Origin of the sequence: Bacillus clarus (assembly GCF_000746925.1) — a bacterium.
GTDB lineage: Bacteria > Bacillota > Bacilli > Bacillales > Bacillaceae_G > Bacillus_A > Bacillus_A clarus.
Genome location: NZ_JMQC01000008.1, coordinates 4,895,526 through 4,913,851, shown reverse-complemented (window position 1 = coordinate 4,913,851; position 18,326 = coordinate 4,895,526). Strand labels below are relative to the sequence as shown.

Sequence of the window (18,326 nt, the reverse complement as noted above, 5' to 3'; positions counted from 1 at the left end):
CAGGGAATTATATGATATGTCTTTGAATCATCACTTTCATGATTCCTAAGTGATGATATAATATGAGTAGACGAAAGACTAAGAAAAGCAGGTGAATCTTTTTTGTTTACAAAAGCACAAGAACTTTTAGCGTCCTACTTTGGCTATTCTTCATTCCGAAGAGGACAGGATGAAACAATTAAAAATGTATTGGATGGAAAAGATACAGTGTGTATTATGCCTACAGGTGGCGGTAAATCAATCTGTTATCAAATTCCGGCGTTAGTATTTGAAGGAACGACATTAGTTATCTCACCTTTGATTTCACTTATGAAAGATCAAGTAGATACATTGGTGCAAAATGGGATTTCTGCTACGTATATTAATAGTTCTATTTCTATTACAGAAGCCAATCAAAGAATACAACTTGCAAAACAGGGACATTACAAGTTGCTTTACGTGGCACCGGAGCGTCTTGATTCTATGGAGTTTGTAGATCAACTTATCGATATGAAAATTCCGATGGTTGCCATTGATGAAGCGCACTGTATTTCACAGTGGGGACACGATTTCCGTCCGAGTTATTTACATATACACCGTATTTTAGACTATCTCCCAGGAAAGCCACTTGTACTAGCGTTAACAGCAACAGCAACACCACAAGTACGTGAAGATATTTGTAATGCTCTTGAAATTGATCAAGAAAATACAGTTATGACAACGTTTGAACGTGAAAATTTATCGTTCTCAGTCATAAAAGGACAAGATCGAAATACATATTTGGCAGATTATATTCGTCAAAATAAGAAAGAATCTGGTATCATTTATGCGGCGACAAGAAAAGTGGTTGACCAGTTGTATGAAGATTTAGGAAAAGCAGGAGTTTCAATCTCGCGTTATCATGCAGGTATGAGTGATCATGATCGAAATGAACAGCAAGAACTTTTCTTACGTGACGAAGTAAGTGTTATGGTTGCAACATCTGCATTTGGTATGGGGATTGATAAATCGAATATACGTTATGTTATTCATTATCAACTTCCAAAAAATATGGAAAGTTACTATCAGGAAGCAGGTCGTGCTGGTCGAGATGGATTAGATAGTGAGTGTATTTTGCTATATTCTTCTCAAGATGTACAAGTGCAGCGCTTTTTAATTGATCAATCAACAGGAGAATCACGTTTTTCAAATGAACTTGAAAAATTGCAACATATGACGGATTATTGTCATACAGAACAATGTTTACAATCGTTTATCCTACAATATTTCGGTGAAGAGCCAAAAGAAGATTGTGGTCGTTGTGGGAATTGTGTAGATGATCGTGAAAGTATTGACGTTACGAGAGAATCACAAATGGTACTATCCTGTATGATTCGAACGAACCAACGATTTGGAAAACAGATGATTGCACAAGTATTAATAGGATCGAAAAATAAGAAAGTCGTTGAATTTAATTTTCATACATTACCAACGTACGGACTTTTATCAAACCGCAGTATGAAAGAAGTAAGTGAATTTATTGAGTTTTTAATTTCAGAAGAGTTAATTGCGGTTGAACATGGAACGTATCCAACATTAAAAGTAACAGAAAAAGGAAAAGAAGTATTACTTGGTAAAGAGAATGTTTTACGTAAAGAACGAGTGGAGACAAGACAAATTGTACAAGATCATCCGCTATTTGAAGTGTTACGTGAAGTTCGTAAAGAAATTGCACAAGGAGAAGGCGTACCGCCGTTTGTTATTTTCTCTGACCAAACTTTAAAAGATATGTGCGTGAAAATGCCACAAAGTGATGTAGAACTTTTAAATGTAAAAGGTATCGGTGAGCATAAACTTGCGAAGTATGGTTCTCACTTTTTACAAGCAGTCCAGCATTTTATTGAAGAAAATCCAAATTATGCTGAGACAATTAAGACTGAAGTTGTTACAGAGCGTAAGAAACCAGGAAAAGCATCAACAAATTCTCATTTAGAAACGTATGAAATGTATAAACAAGGTATTGAATTAAGTGCTATCGCAAAAGAGAGAGACTTGTCACGTCAAACTGTTGAAAACCATTTAATTCGTTGCTATGAAGATGGTATGGAAGTAGATTGGCCAAGCTTTGTACCAGCAGAATATGAATCTCTTATTGAATCTGCGGTGCAAAATGCAGAAGGTGGATTAAAGTCTATTAAAGAACAACTTCCTGAAGAAGTGAGTTACTTTATGATCCGTTCTTATTTACAAATAAGAAAATAGAGAAGTGTGAAGGGGATAAGGTAGATGCATCATGTTTTCGTTTATGGCACATTAAGAAAACTACAAACGAATGCTCATTATTTGCAAGGGGCAACATGTATTGCGGAAAAAGCTTGGACTTATGGAGAATTATTTGATACAAATGAAGGCTATCCTGCAATGATTTGTTCAAATGAGGAAAAGGTATATGGAGAGGTTTACGAAGTAAATGATGAAATATTACAAAGGCTAGATGAACTAGAAGAATATACAGGTAATCCTGAGACTGATTTATATGACCGAATTACACAAACGATATATTTTGCTGATAAAGAAATACATGCATATGTGTACAATGCTCAAGATAAAGAGATGTTAAAGAAGCCGATTGCTTCTGGTAATTGGGTGTACTATCAAAGAGAGAAATAAAAACTTATTTATAGTTATGAGTAATGTAAAACCTGGGTAGTGGACGCTTTGGAAAACCTTCATTATTCGGGTTTTATTTATTTTTTAGTGTCGAGGTTACTTTCTATCCAAATTCTTTATTATTTACTACATGAATAGGGTGAGAGGACTTGTAAACTAAGCAGGGAATATATTTAAATAAAAGTTTTGACTAAAGGAAGGTGATAACACATGGAAAGTTTAACAGTACCTGAGTTTTTTCTTTTATTATCTGTAGATGATGACACACAAATGATACAAATTCCTTACCAGTCCAATATAGAAATGTTCATAGCAATAAATATATTTTTAGAATTATATCTTCAAAAGTATATTTATATAGACCATGAATTCAATATACGTAGAACTGTTAAGTCATCAAATATCCTTTATTTGCAACAAACTCTAGATGCAACACAGCATTTAGGAGATAAGTACGGTATAAAAATGTGGTTGCTGACAATTTGCAGTAAACAACAATTAACTCACAAACTATATCATTCAGTTTTGGAGTGTATACAACGTAAAAAACAAATTAAGATAATCGAAAAGTGTGTATTGGGTATATCATTTCAAAAAAAATATAATTGCCTTCAAACTAAAGATCAAATTCTTACATTTTTACGACAAAGATCTTTGGAAGGTGGGAGACAATACTTATCTACGTTAACACTTTTCCTCATTATGGATTTGAACGGAATGTTAAAAAGCAAAAGGTTCCAAAGTAATTATGAGTATTTGATTCAATTAGAAGAATGCAACAAGCAATTGCCGGAAGTTACATTTTTGCGCAAAGTAATAATACATGTTAAAGAGACATTACCTAGTCTTTTAATAGGGAAACACGCTCCGTTTTCAAGTATGTAAATTTAATGATGTAACATGCTTTACAACGTTCAACGTGTAGTAGAAAAGTTGTACTGATATCGGTCATTACTTTTAGAATATTTCGATAATATATCAATTGTAGTAAAAAGTAAAAATAGAAGAGATTCGTCATCTATGTGAGGAAGTAAATTTGAGTATTGTGGGGATTTTTCCAGGTGGCGCATTTGATTTTGAGAAATGGCGATATAAAGAGCAGGCTACTTTACATGAGTGCTTATCGTATAAAAGTAAAAAATTAAATGATAAATAAAATATAAAAAGGTAGGAGTTAATTCCTACCTTTTTATATTTTAGAAAATTCTTACATAAACTATTGACTTTATGATTATGTTTTTTATACAATTGTATCTCGACTGAAAAATTAGAACGGACAGGAGGGAATCATCGCAATGAATAACATATTTGAAGAAGAATTACAGAAAATGAAAGATATTTTATGTACGATGGATGAGCAATTAGAAAAGCTGGAGAAAATCCCTGTGTACTATGGAGAAGATTTTAAAGAGCAAATTCTTGAGAGCATGAGGGAGTCAAACAGACAAAATCTACGTATTGGTGTACAGGAGCCATACTTTGGAAGATTAGATTTTCAAGAAGATGGGCAATTTGAACCAAGGCCACTTTATATTGGTAAAGTAGGTGTTTCAGATGAAAACACGATGAAACCGATTGTTATAGACTGGCGTGCACCTGTTGCTAGTATGTTTTATTCATTTACCGGCGGTGAAGAACCAGCTTTTTATCATTCACCAGACGGGTTAGTAGAAGGAGATGTTTATTTAAAACGGAATATTTCCATTCGAAAAAGAGAGCTAGAACGTGTTGTTGATACATATGTAAAAGGAAGTGAAGATGTATCGCTTGCAGATGATTTTCTTCTATATCGATTAGGTGAAAATAAAGATAATAAATTAAAGGATATCGTTTCAACGATACAATCGGAGCAAAATGATATTATTCGTGCAGAAAAAAACTTACCACTATTGATTCAAGGGGTTGCAGGAAGCGGAAAGACAACGATCGCTTTACATCGCCTTGCTTTTTTAATTTATGAATATCGTGAACAGCTAGAAGCTGAGCGAATGATTGTATTTGCCCCAAATAGTTTGTTTTTAGATTATATTTCTAGCGTACTTCCTGAGCTTGGAGTAGGGAATATTAGTCAAACAACATTTCAAGATTGGGCACTGCGTACATTAGATGATGCAGTGAAATTGAAACAGACAGAAGAAAAGTTGAAAGAAGCTTTTTCAATCAATCGTGATGAAAAAAAGGTTATGCTTGGTAAATTAAAAGGGACGATGGAGTTTAAATCGTTTATAGAAGAGAGAATGATTCAGTTTGAACAAGAGCTAGTACCGACAAAAGATTTTGAAGCGTGGGATAGAGCGGTTATTCCAGTGGAAGAAATTAAAAAATGGATGCAAGTTGAATATAAACATTATCCATTAAAGAAGCGAAGAGAACGATTAGTTGGTCGTATGAAGCGCTGGATTGAAATTGAACTGAAAAAGTTTGGAGAAACAAACGAGAAAAAGTTATTAAAAAAAGAAGCGACAAAGCGATTAAACACTTATATGAAATTTTGGCCGAAAATGAGTCCGCTCTCACTATATAGCTCGATGATGAAGAGTAAGGAAATATTTGAAGTATTACATGAAGAACTAGTCCAAGAAACAGAAAAGAATTGTGGCAAAAAAGAAGTATATGTAGAAGATCTACCAGCTTTAATTTACATTCATCATCGTATAACAGGGATTGAAATTGGACAAAAATTTCATCACGTTGTTATTGATGAAGCGCAAGACTTTTCACCTTTCCAAGTTTACATATTAAAAGAAATTACACTAGGTAATTCTTTCACTATATTAGGTGATTTATCTCAAGCGATTTATGATTATCAAGGGATTGAAGACTGGAATAGTTTTAAAGAAGTATTTCAAGAAACAGGATATTATGAACTGACGAGAAGTTATCGTTCTACAAAAGAGATTATTGAGTTTGCAAATGAAGTAATTAAAAATGCGGATATTCCAGTAGGACTCGCAACGCCTGTTTTCCGTAGTGGTGAAAACGTAAAAATTGTTTCTACAGAGGATCAATTTGCTGAAATTGTAAAGACATTACAACACTTGCAAGATGAAAATGTAAAAACAATTGCGGTAATAGGAAGAACAGATGATGAGTGCCGTGATATATATATGAAATTAACAAATGCAGGAATAAATGTTAACGTTATTGAAGCGAATCAGAGCAAATATGAAGGTGGTATTTCAGTAGTACCTGTCTATCTAGCAAAAGGCTTAGAATTTGACGCAGTACTTCTCATCGATGTCGATGAGGAACATTACAAAAATACAAAGCATGATGCGAAATTATTATATGTCGGATGTACGAGATCGCTTCATGATTTATGGATTTTCCATACTGGAGAAGCATCGCCTTTAATTAAAAGATAAGCAATTCAAGAGGTTTTTCTAGTAATGGACTGAAAAATCTCTTGTTTTTCTATATAAAGACATAGGGGAGAAAATAATAATGATTACAAAAGTAATAACAAAAAGAAATTGGGATGCCGCAAAAAACATTGGAGAAATTAATGAAGCCTCACTTATAGAAGAGGGGGTTATTCATTGCTCGTTTTTAGAGCAAGCTTTAAAAGTTGCTAATAAATATTTCAGCAATGAAGAAGATGTTTTATTACTTATAGTTGATCCTGCTCTAGTAAAAGCAGAGATTAAATATGAACTCGCTTCTAACGGTCAAAAGTATCCGCATGTATACGGAGTAATACATGCAGAGGCGATTGTAGATGTTGTTCCATTTGCTAAAGAAAAAGGGGAATTTACATTACCAGTGATACATGGCTAAAAGTATTATATATATTAAAGTTTGATCGTGAGCTAGTAAGAAAATAAGAACATAAGAAAAGCGCAAATTATATAATTCGCGCTTTTTTCTGATTTTCATAAAAATTATTGTTTTTGTCACATCAATACTGTACGATACATAGTATAAAACACATACTGTATGACATATAGTAATAAAAATGAGGTGGGTGAATGGATACTTTATTGAATTCATTAATTACTGAGCTGAGAAGAGGAACGTTGACATTAGCGGTTTTAAGTCAATTAAGAACTCCGCAGTATGGATATTCACTTGTCCAATTATTAGAGGAATCAGGCATCATGATAGATCAAAGTACTTTATATCCGCTACTTCGTCGATTAGAAAAGCAGGAGCTAGTGACGAGTAGTTGGGATAAAACAGAGAGTAGACCTCGTAAATATTATGTTTTAAGTGAATATGGACTAGAGATATTTTTACAATTGAAAAAGGAGTGGATAAAGGATTCGAAAGAACTTTATAACCTATTAAAGGAGGACGAGAATGAGTTTAATTGATGTTTACATTCAGGAAGTCGCGAAAAGAATACCTGAGAAAAACCGTGAAGATATTGTACTTGAGTTACGTTCGACAATCGAGGATATGTTACCTGATGATTATAATGAAGACGATGAAAAAAGTGTTCTTGAAAAATTGGGGAGTCCAGTCTCATTGGCTAATGGGTACTTGGATAGACCGATGCATTTAATTGGACCACGTTATTTTGATGTGTATATGACATTATTAAAAATGATTATACCAATTGCAGTTGTTATTGCACTTATTTCAATGGCTGCAGAAAATTTTATAGGCTATAGTGGTGAACAGGCGGTATTAAATGTTATTTTAAAATTGATAGGTGAAGGTATCGGGAGAGTATTTGAAGTTGGCCTCCATGTATTTTTCTGGTTGACACTTGTGTTTGTTATTTTAGAGAGAACTGATAAAGACAAAGATATCCAACCTTTGACAACAAGTTTAAAAAAATGGACTCCTGATGATTTGAAAAATATCCCGTATATCCCGAAGAAAAAGGCGATCTCAAAGTTTGAAGTTTTTGGGGGATTGATGTGGACGGCAGTATGGGCAACACTTTATTTTTATGCGAATCATCTTGTAGGTGTATATGAAGGTACCGGAAATGAATTGCAGTTTGTTGCACCAACTTTTAATCAAGATGTTTTACTTCAGTACTGGCCAATCGTTGTTTTTATGATCGTCTTCGAGATAGGTATGTCTCTTTATAAGTTAGTAGAAAGACAATGGACGAAAAGAATGGCAATTGGAAATGCGATTCTTCAGTTAGTCGGAACAATAGCATTCATTGTAATAGTAGTAAATCCACATTTATTAAACGAAGGATTTATTACGTATGTGGCAAATGTATTTACTATTTCTCCGGAGGAATTTAAAACGTGGCTAATTGGCGGAGGGATTTTCTTCTACATGTTATCAGCGGCACTAAGTGTACTTGATGGTTTTCGAAAAGCGAGTATTCGTTTGTAGAAAAGAATCTGAAATTTCGATAAAATAGAATCACTTGAGAGAAAGTTAAATAGAAAAATCATTAAGAAAGGAAAGGGAAAATGGTAAGGGAAGCAACTGAAAAAGATTTACCATATATTTTAGATATTTATAATGATGCGCTACTTTATACTACAGCTGTATATGCATATAAACCTGTAACACTTAAAAATAGGATAGATTGGTATGAACAAAAAAAGGCTGAAGGTTATCCGATATTAGTACACGAACTAGATAATAAAGTAGTAGGATTTGCGACATTCGGTCCATTTAGAGCATGGCCTGCTTATAAATATTCAATTGAACATTCTATATACGTTGATAAAGAATATAGAAAAAATGGAATTGGGATTTCCTTAATGAAAGAGCTAATCGCTATTGCACAGGAAAGAGAATATATGACTTTAATTGCTGGAATTGATGCAGAAAATGAAAAAAGTATTACCATGCATAAAAAATTCGGGTTTGTTCATTCAGGGACAATAAAAAAGGCAGGTTTTAAATTCGATAGATGGCTAGACTTAGCCTTTTATCAATTGAAGCTGAATGGGCCTGAAAACCCTACGGAAGAATAGATGTATTCGTTACTCGCAAAAATTGAATATTAAAAAGCAATTTATATTTCATTATTTTCAAAAGGTAGTATGAAGAAATCTCATGCTATCTTTTTCTTATTGTATGTATGAATATCATTTAACAAAAAAAGGATTTTTATATTCAATATCGAATTTTGAGAAGATGATAAAACGATATAAAAAGAGGAATGAATATGCATACTGTCATACGAAAAATAAAAGAAATACAAAGTGATCAAGTTGGAATACTTGTTTACTCAACAAAGAATGAAAATATAGTTGCTTCCCATAACAGTGAACAATACGTTCCGTTAGCATCGGCAGCGAAAGTAGCAATTGGATTTGTGGTAGCAAAGATGGTGGAGAAAAATGAAATTAGTTGGAATGATGAGCTAAATCATATAACATTTAATCCGAAAGAGGATAGCGCACAGTTATATCCACATTTACAAGGAAGAGATACTTTAACGCTTAGAAATGCGGTAGAAGTAATGATAGCTTGTCACGATAGTTATATTGCTCAATCAGTTGTGATGCATTGCGGAGGATGGGATGGTGTAAGGCAATGTGTTCAAACATATTTTTCAAAGATTCATATTAAGGAAAACCCTAAAGATGAACAAAATGTTGGAGAATTAAATCAAATTCTTACACTTTTAATTTATATATTTCAAGGATACAAATCGGCACCGGAATTATGGGAACCTATTATGAGTGGAATGGTAAGACAACAAGGGAACTATGAAGGTATACCGTATTATCATATAGCTCATATGACAGGTGGACTACCCACCGCTACAATAAATATTGGTATAATAGGAATGTGTCATGAATATCCATTTCTTTATGTAATGGGAGCAAAAGAGTTGCCAAATCGCCTTGAAAATAAAGAAACAGATATAAAGATGGAAGAAGTATTACAGTATTTATATAGGGAGTATACAATTTAATTAGGAGGGAATTATCCATTGAAACTAGTACAACAAAACAACGCGAGCGAGTATATAAAAAATAAAGTAATTCAATACAATATGTCTGTTCTAACAGATGAAGCAAAACAATCTGTGGAGCATGTAACCTTCGTATTAAAAGATAATGAAGGAAAAATATTCGGTGGTATATCAGGAACGATGTATTTCTATCATCTTCATATTGACTTCTTATGGGTAGATGAATCAGTACGTCATGGTGGATATGGTAGTCAATTGTTACATAAAATTGAGGAAATCGCACAAGAAAAAGGATGTAGGCTAATTTTGCTTGATTCATTTAGTTTCCAAGCACCTGAGTTTTATAAAAAGCATGGATATAAAGAGTTTGGGGTCGTTGAAGATCATCCTAAAGGTCATAGTCAGCATTTTTTAGAAAAACGATTATAAGTAAAATATAATTATATTATGTATACTAATTACTAAGAGAAGAGAGAATGTACAATTATAAATTTCATCATGAGTATCCTATTTCTATACAACAAATGAAGAAGCTTTATAATTCTGTAGGTTGGTGGCCTGAAAGAGAAGAAGTGGATATTGCTAAAATGCTAGAAAATAGTATAACAATTGGTGTATGGAAAGAGAGCGAGCTAATCGGGTTTGCTAGAGCGGTTTCTGATGGCGTGTTTCGGGCGTATATTGAAGATGTTGTAGTATATGAGGCTGACAGAAATAAAGGCATCGGTGAAGAGATGCTTACAATGCTACTTCGTGAGCTTACTCATATCGATATTGTTAGTTTATTTTGTGAAGAAAAACTTATAAAACTTTATAGAAAACAGCAATTTAAAGTAACGAAGCAAATTGTAATGCATCGTAATCAGTTAGTAAAAGAATAAGAGGTGTAAGTAGTAATGGAAGCAACACGAGCGTATTGTCTGTCAAAAAGAAAAGCGACGGAAGATTCTCCAGATGGATGGAGTGCAACATGTATGAGACTTAATAATAAAATATTCGCGATATTAAACCATGAAGAAGGAGAAAAGGCAGCGATTACATTAAAATGTGATCCGGAAATTGCGCTAAGGGTAAGAGACGATTATCCTGAAGCGATTATTCCCGGATACCATATGAATAAAAAACATTGGAACACCGTTTATATACATAGAGATTTAGGACAAGAGGAAATTAATAAAATGATAGATTGGTCATATGATTTAGTTTTACAATCTTTTTCAAAGAAGAAGCAGCAAGAAATAGTAAGTTAATAGGGGGTGTCGGAGGAGAAAATAAATGATTCGTTCCATAGCAGATACGTATAACAAGCTAGCGAATACATATAAAAATGATATTGATGAAGCAAGTTCATTTAATGCGTACTATGAACGCCCAGCTATGATGGAACTACTACCACTACAATTGCAAGGAAAAAAGGTACTAGATGCAGGTTGTGCAGCTGGGTGGTATTCTTCTCAATTCGTTGCACGTGGAGCTGAAGTTATAGCTATCGATGTAAGTTCAGAAATGGTGAAAGTAGCGAAAAATCGCGTTGGTGAGCCAGCAATGTTCTTTTGCCATGATCTCCAAGAAACATTGCCGTTTGAAGATAATATTTTCGATATTATTGTAAGTTCGCTTACTTTTCATTACTTACAAAATTGGACTAAAGTATTTCAAGAGTTTCATCGTGTTCTTAAACTAGAAGGTATATTTATATATTCAGTTCATCATCCGTTTATGGACTTTACAAAGTTTGAATGTGCCGATTACTTTAAAACACAATTATTAGTAGATACTTGGCATAAGCCAAATATTACAATTGATGTCAGCTTCTATAGAAGGTCTCTGCAAGATATTATTAATGAAACAACGAAAAGTTTTAAGCTAGAACAACTAATTGAACCGAAGCCGTTAGAGAAGATGAAAGAAGTAGATGAAAAATCATATGACTATTTAACAACAAATCCGCATTTTCTTATTATAAAAGCGAAATCAACAAAGTAACTGCCTGAAGAAGTTAGTAAGATAGCTTGTCTTGTGAAATGAATGTATTTCGCAAGCTATTTTTAGATGGAGATTGAAGTCTATGAGATGTGAAAAGTACGTTTTGTGTAAAACGGTTAGTATAAAATAGGAGAATTTATAATGGATAATAAACGAAATAGAATATTATACGCAGCTTTTACTATACTCGTAATTGTTTTAGGCCTTAGCTCAAGAAAATTCGCATATGCTTTACCAGATGTATTGAATGCGTATTTAGGTGATGCGTTATGGGCATTAATGATTTTTACAGGATTTGGATTTTTATTTCCTAAAATAGGAACGAGGAAATTAACTTTGATCAGTTTACTATTTTGCTATGGAATTGAAATGAGTCAATTGTATCATGCGGAATGGATAGATCATATTCGTGCAACGACTTTAGGTGGACTTGTATTAGGATATGGATTTTTGTGGAGTGATATATTCGCTTATACAATTGGTGTTGGATTTGGTATGCTTTGTGAATTCGTGTTTCGAAGAGATAAAGAGAATGGATTTAAATAAAGGGGTATAGGTACAATGAAACAAGTATTAGAAATTGCAAAGTATTGGTTTCAAGACGATCAAATAAAAGCGAAATCAATTGGGCAAAAAGTAATAAAGATTACAAGTAATAAGCAAAATTATATTTTAAAAGAAAAAGGATCAATAAAACAGTTGTTAGCCGAGATACATACAGTAGAGCAGCTTTATAAAAAAGATATTGAGGTTCAAAAGCTTGTAAAAACGAGAAATAGTGAAAGCTATGTTGTATATAAAGATAAATATTATTGTATGTATGAATATATAGATGGAAGCGTTGTGGAAGTGAAACGTGTAGAAAGGTTGAGAGAATTAGGAGATACGATTGGAAATAAAATCGCTAAGCTGCATCAGGCACTTTATTCAATAAATCATGTAGATGAATTGATAAAATGTGACTTATATAAAGTCGTTTATGAATGGGCTATGCCGATTTTAGAAAAGAATGAACAGGTTCATCCTGAGGTAATTCAAAAAATGTATCAACTACAAAAAAATTTAAAAGAGCATATTACATCATTGCCAAAACAAATTATTCATCGAGATATACACTTATCCAATTTAATCTTTAACGACAATGAATTTCAAGGATTCATAGATTTTGAACTTTTAGAGGGAAATGTAAGAATATTTGATTTATGTTATTGTTTCACAAGTATGTTAAGTGAATTATTCACGGATGATACTTTAAGACGTAATTGGTTACATATCGTTAGAAATATTTTTGAAGGATATTATAAACAAAATGCTTTAATAAGAGAAGAATTTCAAGCTATTTGGTATGTTATGCTTTCAATTCAAATTATCTTTATCACTTATTTTGTTCATTCAGCAGATTTACTAAAGTTAAACGAGGAGATGTTCTTGTGGATTTTTGCAAATAAGGAGGCTATTGAAAATGTAGTAGACCCTTCTTATACAACTAACGTTTAGTGGGTAGAGATTCTTCATTCTATATAGTACAGTGCTTCCGTTGAATTAATGACTAACAGGAGTTGGTTTTACATAGGCTGTAAAAATTAAGGTTGTTAGGGGGGATTATAAGTGCCAAATGAAATAATGAGTTCCATTCACTATCCAATGGTAAACATTCCAGAAGGAGAGGTAGCATTAAGAGACGATCGAATAAAAAGGAAATGGAACGTTCAAATTAAATCGTTCCAGCTTGCTCAGTATTCTGTAACGATGGAGTTATACAATGCGATTACAAATAAAGAATCTATTTCTTTTAAAGAAAATCTATATCCAGTTGTTAATATTTCTTGGAATGACGCGATTACATTTTGTAATTTACTTTCACGAAAAGTGGGATTAAAAGAGTATTATTCTATAAGTGATGATGGTCAGAATATCAGTTGTAATAAGGAATCTAGCGGCTATCGACTACCTTCAGAGGCAGAGTGGCAATATGCATGTAAAGCAGGGACGATTGGGTACACATATGGAGAGCTTGATAAAATCGCTTGGTATAATGGGAATTCAGAAGGACAAATTCATGAAGTAGGAAAAAAGGAACCGAATGCATGGGGTTTATATGATATGTTAGGGAACGTTTGGGAATGGTGTTTTGACTTATACGATGAACAAGTGTACGGATCTTACCGGATTTTTCGAGGAGGTAGCTGGGCTGAAGAGGCTAGAGGGTGCGGGGCTTCATGTCGCCGTCGTAGTCATCCTACATTTTGTATAGAAGATCTTGGATTCCGTCTCGCAAGGTCTGTTTAAAAGAAGAAAAATTCGATAGAAAGATTAAAAACCCAATACAGTAAAGAGTACGAGAAGTATTATGAAATAAACGAATTGAATACTATAAAAAGGGCTATTATATGAATCAATCTTACTGATTTGTATAATAGCCTTTTTTATTACGATAACGCCTTCGTCATAAGAATATGTGGAATTCCATCTTCCATAAAAACATCAGAAGAAGTTTGATAGCCTAATTTTTGATAAAATACTTCAGCATGTGTTTGGCCATGTAATTTAACTTTATTTATTTCTTTCTCACTAGCAATCTCTTCTAACGTTTGAATGATTACTTTTCCTAAACCGTATTTACGATACTCTTTTAAAATACAAATTCTCTCCAGTTTGCCAATTCCATCAATGTATCTTATACGTCCAGTTCCTACAGGAGTTTCATTATAATAAACTAAAACGTGATGACATTCTTCATATAATTGATCAAATGCATCAAATTCTTCTTTAAGTGAGACACCTTGTTCTTTTACAAATACTTCTTTTCGAATTTGAAAGGAAGTTTCTAAATCAGTAAGTTCTTTTATTCGTTTTGATTGCAATTTATTCAGCCCTTTCTGGTATGATATGAATATGTAAAGTGTTTACATAGTATATAACAAATATTTTTTGTTGTAAATACAACAATTTTGAAGGTGAAATAGATGAAAGACATACTGAGAGAAATCGGAATGATTGCTAGATGTTTAGACTCCATTAGTAATATAGAGTTTAAAGATATGGAGCTTTCTAAAGGGCAATATTTATATCTTGTTCGAATTTGTGAACATCCGGGAATTATTCAAGAAAAGTTAGCAGAATTAATTAAAGTTGATCGAACGACAGCAGCACGCGCGATTCAAAAGTTAGAAAAGCAAGGATTAATTGAAAAACGAAATGATGAAGAAAATAAAAAGAATAAAAATTTATTTCCAACTGAAAAAGGAAAAAGTTTATATCCACTTTTAAAAAGGGAAGAAGAATATTCTCATTATGCCGCATTAGAAGGATTTTCAGAAGAAGAAATGGATATGTTGTTTCAACTTTTACACCGAGCTAGAAAAAATGTAGAGGTAGATTGGGAATATGCGAAAAAGGGGAATAAAAGAGATTATTAAATAGAAAAGGCTGACTTTAAAAGTCAGCCTTATTCTTTTAAAATGGCTACAATTCTGTTATGCCGTTTTCCGTTGCGATAATCGCTTTATCTGTCATATTCATAAATAAACCTGTTTCAACTACGCCAGTAATCATTTTTAAATGTTCATGTGTTTTAATTGGGTTTGTTATTTTATTAGGAAAAATGCAGTCAATGATTATATTACCGTTGTCCGTCATAAATGGTTGATTATTTTTTATACGTAAATTTGTTTGACAGCCAGATGATTCAATTCTTTTTGCAGTTTGCTTCCACGCAAATGGTACAATTTCAATAGGAAGTGGAAAAGTACCTAAATGTGTTACAAGTTTTGATTCATCGGAAATAATAATTAGTGTTTTAGAAGAGGCGGCGACGATTTTTTCGCGAAGCAGAGCGCCGCCACCGCCTTTTATTAACTGTAAATCTGTATTAATTTCATCGGCGCCATCAATTGTGAGATCCAGGGTATCTATATCATTTAAAGAAATTAATGGGATGGACAGTTGTTTCGCTATTTGTTCAGTCTCATTTGATGTTGGTACAGCTTGAATAGATAAACCTTCTTTCACTCGTTGTCCTAATTTTTGTATTGTCCAATAGACAGTAGAGCCTGTGCCGAGGCCAATTTTCATATCGTCTTTTATAAAATCAGCAGCGTATTCACCAGCGAGACGTTTTACATTCATTTCCTTACTCCTAACGTTATTCTGCTGGACGTGGCCCAGCGTCTAAACCTGAATTTTCAACTGTTAATATGGGACGGACAGTTATGTCTTTATGTACACGCATTTGACATGATAGTCGTAGATGATCTTCAATCCCTTTTTCCGTAATAGCATGTTTTTCATCACGGGTCGGTTCGCAAAAGTCACCTGCAATAATTTCAACTCTACAAGTTGTACATCTTGCCTTTCCACCACATCGATGGAGAATTTGTACACCGTTATCTTCAAGCGCTAATACTAATTTCGTGCCTTCTTTGACATCAAAAGTTCCAGTACCTAAAACCGTTAACTTTGGCATATATTTGCCTCCTCATGTAAAATTCTACATAACATATTTATGACCGCGTATTCTGGAAGATAAACATAAAACTTTATTTTTGAGACCCGTAACTTTTTTAACTGTTTAATCGTTTATTAAGTAAGCGCTGAAAAGGAGTGGTTATTTTGTGCACAAAAGTAACGAAATTCTTAAAGAATCATATCGATATGAATCATTCAAATATAAATTTTTTAATTGAAAATTATGCAGAGTTAAAAAGGTACTGCACGTTTTTAACGAAAAATAAATGGGACGGTGAAGACCTTGCCCAAGAAGCAATTTGCAAAGTTCTTCAAAAGTATAGTGAGAAAGATATTTGTATAACGCTTCTGTATAAAATTGCTCGAAATCAATGGTTAGATCAAATGAAATCAAAATCAGTTCAAGAAAAATTAGAACAGCAAATTACATTTGAAGAACCACATGAAAAAATTGCAGATTTGCATGAGATGGTGGGTAAAGTTTTATCTTCGCTAAATGTACAACAATCCACAATTTTATTATTAAAAGATGTTTTTCAATATAGTATAGCTGATATTGCAAAGGTATGTTCGGTATCAGAAGGTGCAGTTAAAGCTTCGTTATTTAGGAGTAGAAATAGGCTGAAAACTGTAAGTGAAGAAGAGATTGAAATAGCCGAGCAAGCTGATGATGTGGAAATAGTTGTAACTTCTATTCGTGAAGAAAGGCCTGAATTATTAACGAAACTTCTTCCAGCAATAGATTTTACACAGTTATCATCAAAGCAGCCAGTGCTATTAATGGGTGTAAAAAAATCTTCTTCTTACAGTTGTATGCTATGTGCGGCATAACAATAGATGGAGGGATTTATAATGAATGCAATTCCTTACGTTGTAGAACAAACAAAATTAGGAGAGCGCTCCTATGATATATATTCAAGGTTATTAAAAGATCGAATTATTATTATTGGCTCAGAAATTAATGATCAAGTTGCAAGCAGTGTAGTAGCACAATTATTATTTTTAGAAGCAGAAGACGCGGAGAAAGATATATTCATGTATATCAATAGTCCGGGAGGATCAACCACAGCGGGATTTGCAATATTAGATACGATGAATCATATTAAACCGGATGTGCAAACACTTTGTATGGGATTTGCAGCATCATTTGGTGCACTTTTATTATTAGCAGGAGCAAAAGGAAAAAGATTTGCGTTACCTAATAGTGAAATTATGATCCATCAACCGCTTGGTGGTGCGAAAGGGCAAGCGACAGAGATTGAAATTACAGCAAAGAGAATATTAAAGTTAAAACACGATATTAATAAAATTATTGCTGACAGAACAGGGCAACCGGTTGAAAAGGTAGCGCATGATACAGAAAGAGATTATTTTATGACAGCAGAAGAAGCGAAGCAATATGGAATTGTCGATGCTGTTATTGAGAAAAAATAACGCAAAGTAGGCTAGAGAATAGGTTGAATTCTCTAGCCTACTTTTTTGTTCATCCGTTAATCTTTTATCCATCCATCAACTAATGCTTGATTCTTTTTAATCCATTTACGTGCAGCTTCTTCCGGATCTTTCGTTTTATTTAACATGACCATTAAAGTGCCCAGTTGTTCATCATTCATTTTCCATTTATCAAAGTATTTCACAACATCCGGATGATCTTTTTCAAAACCTTTCCGTATCGAGTAATAAATGTCGTCTTTTTCACCATATACTTTCTTAGGGTCTTTTAAATATTTCAAATCAAATTCTGAAAAGCCCCAATGCGGATTCCAAAGCGTCACAGCGATTGGTTTCTTTTTCGTATATGCCTTTTTTAACTCGCTCATCATTGCAGCTTCTGATGATTGGACAAGTTTGAGCTTTATATCATATTCTTTTATCGCTTTATTCGTTAAATTCATAAGACTGCTACCGGGTTCAATCCCGACGATTTTATTATCTAGTTCATCTTTATGAGCGTTTAAATCTTCGATGCTGTTTATGTTTTTCACATAAGACGGGACAACTAACCCAAGTCCAGTGCCTTCATACCATTTTGATTTTAAGACAATGTCATCTTTGTAACGATCATTTAACGGTTTATCAGTAACTGGAAGCCACACTTCTAAGTTTGCATCAACATCACCTCGAGCTACACCAGTCCAAATTGCGGCTTTTTCTAAATACATGAGTTCAACTTTGTATCCTTTTTCTTCCAATAGGACTTTCCACATATTCGCAGTTGCGATATTTTCTTTCCAACTTGTTACACCTAGTTTAATTTTCCCTTTTGAATTTGCATTTGTTGCATTGCAAGAAGTAAAAATCATACTGATAAATAATAAAATGCTTATAAGCCATATTTTTTGTCGCATTCAAAACCTCCTGTGAAGCATTTGCTTATAAATAAAGTTAAAAGTGAACCTTC

The 18,326-nt window shown here is 33.3% G+C and carries 23 protein-coding genes and 1 pseudogene; 20 read left to right on the top strand and 4 right to left on the bottom strand.

Annotated elements, in window-relative coordinates; genetic code table 11:
• Positions 1-102 precede the first annotated feature (102 nt).
• From recQ to DJ93_RS26020, 17 genes and pseudogenes are all read left to right on the top strand, one after another.
• Positions 103-2,220, top strand: coding sequence for a DNA helicase RecQ (recQ, locus tag DJ93_RS26095; protein WP_042983947.1), 2,118 nt, complete (start codon positions 103-105; stop codon positions 2,218-2,220).
• A gap of 24 nt (positions 2,221-2,244) precedes the next feature.
• Positions 2,245-2,628, top strand: coding sequence for a gamma-glutamylcyclotransferase family protein (locus DJ93_RS26090; RefSeq protein WP_042983946.1), 384 nt, complete (start codon positions 2,245-2,247; stop codon positions 2,626-2,628).
• Between the two features lie 210 nt (positions 2,629-2,838).
• A complete protein-coding gene (locus DJ93_RS26085) occupies positions 2,839-3,513 on the top strand; it encodes a hypothetical protein (protein ID WP_042983945.1) in 675 nt (224 codons plus the stop codon).
• Positions 3,514-3,628: 115 nt separating this feature from the next.
• Positions 3,629-3,784: pseudogene (locus DJ93_RS31430) on the top strand (class I SAM-dependent methyltransferase); the annotation flags it as partial.
• A 139-nt stretch (positions 3,785-3,923) separates the two neighbouring features.
• Positions 3,924-5,993, top strand: coding sequence for a HelD family protein (locus DJ93_RS26080; protein WP_042983944.1), 2,070 nt, complete (start codon positions 3,924-3,926; stop codon positions 5,991-5,993).
• A 79-nt stretch (positions 5,994-6,072) separates the two neighbouring features.
• Positions 6,073-6,405, top strand: a complete 333-nt coding sequence (locus DJ93_RS26075) for a DUF952 domain-containing protein (RefSeq protein WP_042983943.1) — start codon at positions 6,073-6,075, stop codon at positions 6,403-6,405.
• Between the two features lie 191 nt (positions 6,406-6,596).
• Positions 6,597-6,941: a PadR family transcriptional regulator gene (locus DJ93_RS26070; RefSeq protein WP_042983942.1), complete on the top strand. Its 345-nt coding sequence runs from the start codon at positions 6,597-6,599 to the stop codon at positions 6,939-6,941.
• The gene (locus DJ93_RS26065) at positions 6,928-7,929 is read left to right on the top strand and encodes an HAAS signaling domain-containing protein (RefSeq protein ID WP_042983941.1); all 1,002 of its coding nucleotides are present in this window, start codon (positions 6,928-6,930) and stop codon (positions 7,927-7,929) included. Before DJ93_RS26070 ends, DJ93_RS26065 begins: the two co-directional genes overlap by 14 nt.
• Before the next feature lie 80 nt (positions 7,930-8,009).
• Positions 8,010-8,522 carry a GNAT family N-acetyltransferase gene (locus tag DJ93_RS26060; protein WP_042983940.1) on the top strand — a complete coding sequence of 171 codons (513 nt, stop codon included), beginning with the start codon at positions 8,010-8,012 and terminating at the stop codon, positions 8,520-8,522.
• Positions 8,523-8,716: 194 nt separating this feature from the next.
• Positions 8,717-9,472 (top strand): serine hydrolase, encoded by a 756-nt coding sequence (locus DJ93_RS26055; RefSeq protein WP_042983939.1) that lies wholly within the window; start codon positions 8,717-8,719, stop codon positions 9,470-9,472.
• 18 nt (positions 9,473-9,490) lie between these two features.
• Positions 9,491-9,901 (top strand): GNAT family N-acetyltransferase, encoded by a 411-nt coding sequence (locus DJ93_RS26050; RefSeq protein WP_042983938.1) that lies wholly within the window; start codon positions 9,491-9,493, stop codon positions 9,899-9,901.
• A 47-nt stretch (positions 9,902-9,948) separates the two neighbouring features.
• Complete coding sequence (locus DJ93_RS26045) at positions 9,949-10,353, top strand: GNAT family N-acetyltransferase (RefSeq protein ID WP_042983937.1); 405 nt, start codon at positions 9,949-9,951, stop codon at positions 10,351-10,353.
• Positions 10,354-10,368: 15 nt separating this feature from the next.
• A complete protein-coding gene (locus DJ93_RS26040) occupies positions 10,369-10,722 on the top strand; it encodes an MmcQ/YjbR family DNA-binding protein (protein ID WP_042983936.1) in 354 nt (117 codons plus the stop codon).
• Positions 10,723-10,747: 25 nt separating this feature from the next.
• Entirely contained in the window at positions 10,748-11,458 is a 711-nt protein-coding gene (locus tag DJ93_RS26035; protein WP_042983935.1) for a class I SAM-dependent methyltransferase, read from the top strand.
• 141 nt (positions 11,459-11,599) lie between these two features.
• Positions 11,600-12,004: a ribosomal maturation YjgA family protein gene (locus DJ93_RS26030; RefSeq protein ID WP_042983934.1), complete on the top strand. Its 405-nt coding sequence runs from the start codon at positions 11,600-11,602 to the stop codon at positions 12,002-12,004.
• Positions 12,005-12,019: 15 nt separating this feature from the next.
• Positions 12,020-12,955, top strand: coding sequence for a phosphotransferase enzyme family protein (locus tag DJ93_RS26025; RefSeq protein ID WP_042983933.1), 936 nt, complete (start codon positions 12,020-12,022; stop codon positions 12,953-12,955).
• Between the two features lie 147 nt (positions 12,956-13,102).
• The gene (locus DJ93_RS26020; RefSeq protein ID WP_181969232.1) at positions 13,103-13,747 is read left to right on the top strand and encodes a formylglycine-generating enzyme family protein; all 645 of its coding nucleotides are present in this window, start codon (positions 13,103-13,105) and stop codon (positions 13,745-13,747) included.
• 140 nt (positions 13,748-13,887) lie between these two features.
• Here the strand turns inward: DJ93_RS26020 and DJ93_RS26015 are convergent, their stop codons facing one another.
• On the bottom strand, positions 13,888-14,322 hold the full coding sequence (locus tag DJ93_RS26015) for a GNAT family N-acetyltransferase (RefSeq protein WP_042983931.1): 435 nt from the start codon (positions 14,320-14,322) through the stop codon (positions 13,888-13,890).
• Between the two features lie 102 nt (positions 14,323-14,424).
• Here DJ93_RS26015 and DJ93_RS26010 point away from each other — a divergent pair, with 102 nt between their 5' ends.
• Positions 14,425-14,877, top strand: coding sequence for a MarR family winged helix-turn-helix transcriptional regulator (locus DJ93_RS26010; protein ID WP_042983930.1), 453 nt, complete (start codon positions 14,425-14,427; stop codon positions 14,875-14,877).
• A gap of 46 nt (positions 14,878-14,923) precedes the next feature.
• Here DJ93_RS26010 and rpiA read toward each other — a convergent pair whose 3' ends face one another.
• Complete coding sequence (gene rpiA / locus DJ93_RS26005; protein WP_042983929.1) at positions 14,924-15,586, bottom strand: ribose 5-phosphate isomerase A; 663 nt, start codon at positions 15,584-15,586, stop codon at positions 14,924-14,926.
• Between the two features lie 16 nt (positions 15,587-15,602).
• Positions 15,603-15,923 (bottom strand): 2Fe-2S iron-sulfur cluster-binding protein, encoded by a 321-nt coding sequence (locus DJ93_RS26000; RefSeq protein WP_042983928.1) that lies wholly within the window; start codon positions 15,921-15,923, stop codon positions 15,603-15,605.
• A 146-nt stretch (positions 15,924-16,069) separates the two neighbouring features.
• Between DJ93_RS26000 and DJ93_RS25995 the strand changes: the two genes are divergently transcribed.
• Positions 16,070-16,756 (top strand): RNA polymerase subunit sigma-70, encoded by a 687-nt coding sequence (locus tag DJ93_RS25995; RefSeq protein WP_042983927.1) that lies wholly within the window; start codon positions 16,070-16,072, stop codon positions 16,754-16,756.
• A 21-nt stretch (positions 16,757-16,777) separates the two neighbouring features.
• Positions 16,778-17,359, top strand: a complete 582-nt coding sequence (gene clpP / locus DJ93_RS25990) for an ATP-dependent Clp endopeptidase proteolytic subunit ClpP (RefSeq protein WP_042983926.1) — start codon at positions 16,778-16,780, stop codon at positions 17,357-17,359.
• A 56-nt stretch (positions 17,360-17,415) separates the two neighbouring features.
• Here clpP and DJ93_RS25985 read toward each other — a convergent pair whose 3' ends face one another.
• Complete coding sequence (locus DJ93_RS25985; protein ID WP_042983925.1) at positions 17,416-18,273, bottom strand: glycine betaine ABC transporter substrate-binding protein; 858 nt, start codon at positions 18,271-18,273, stop codon at positions 17,416-17,418.
• Positions 18,274-18,326: the final 53 nt, after the last annotated feature.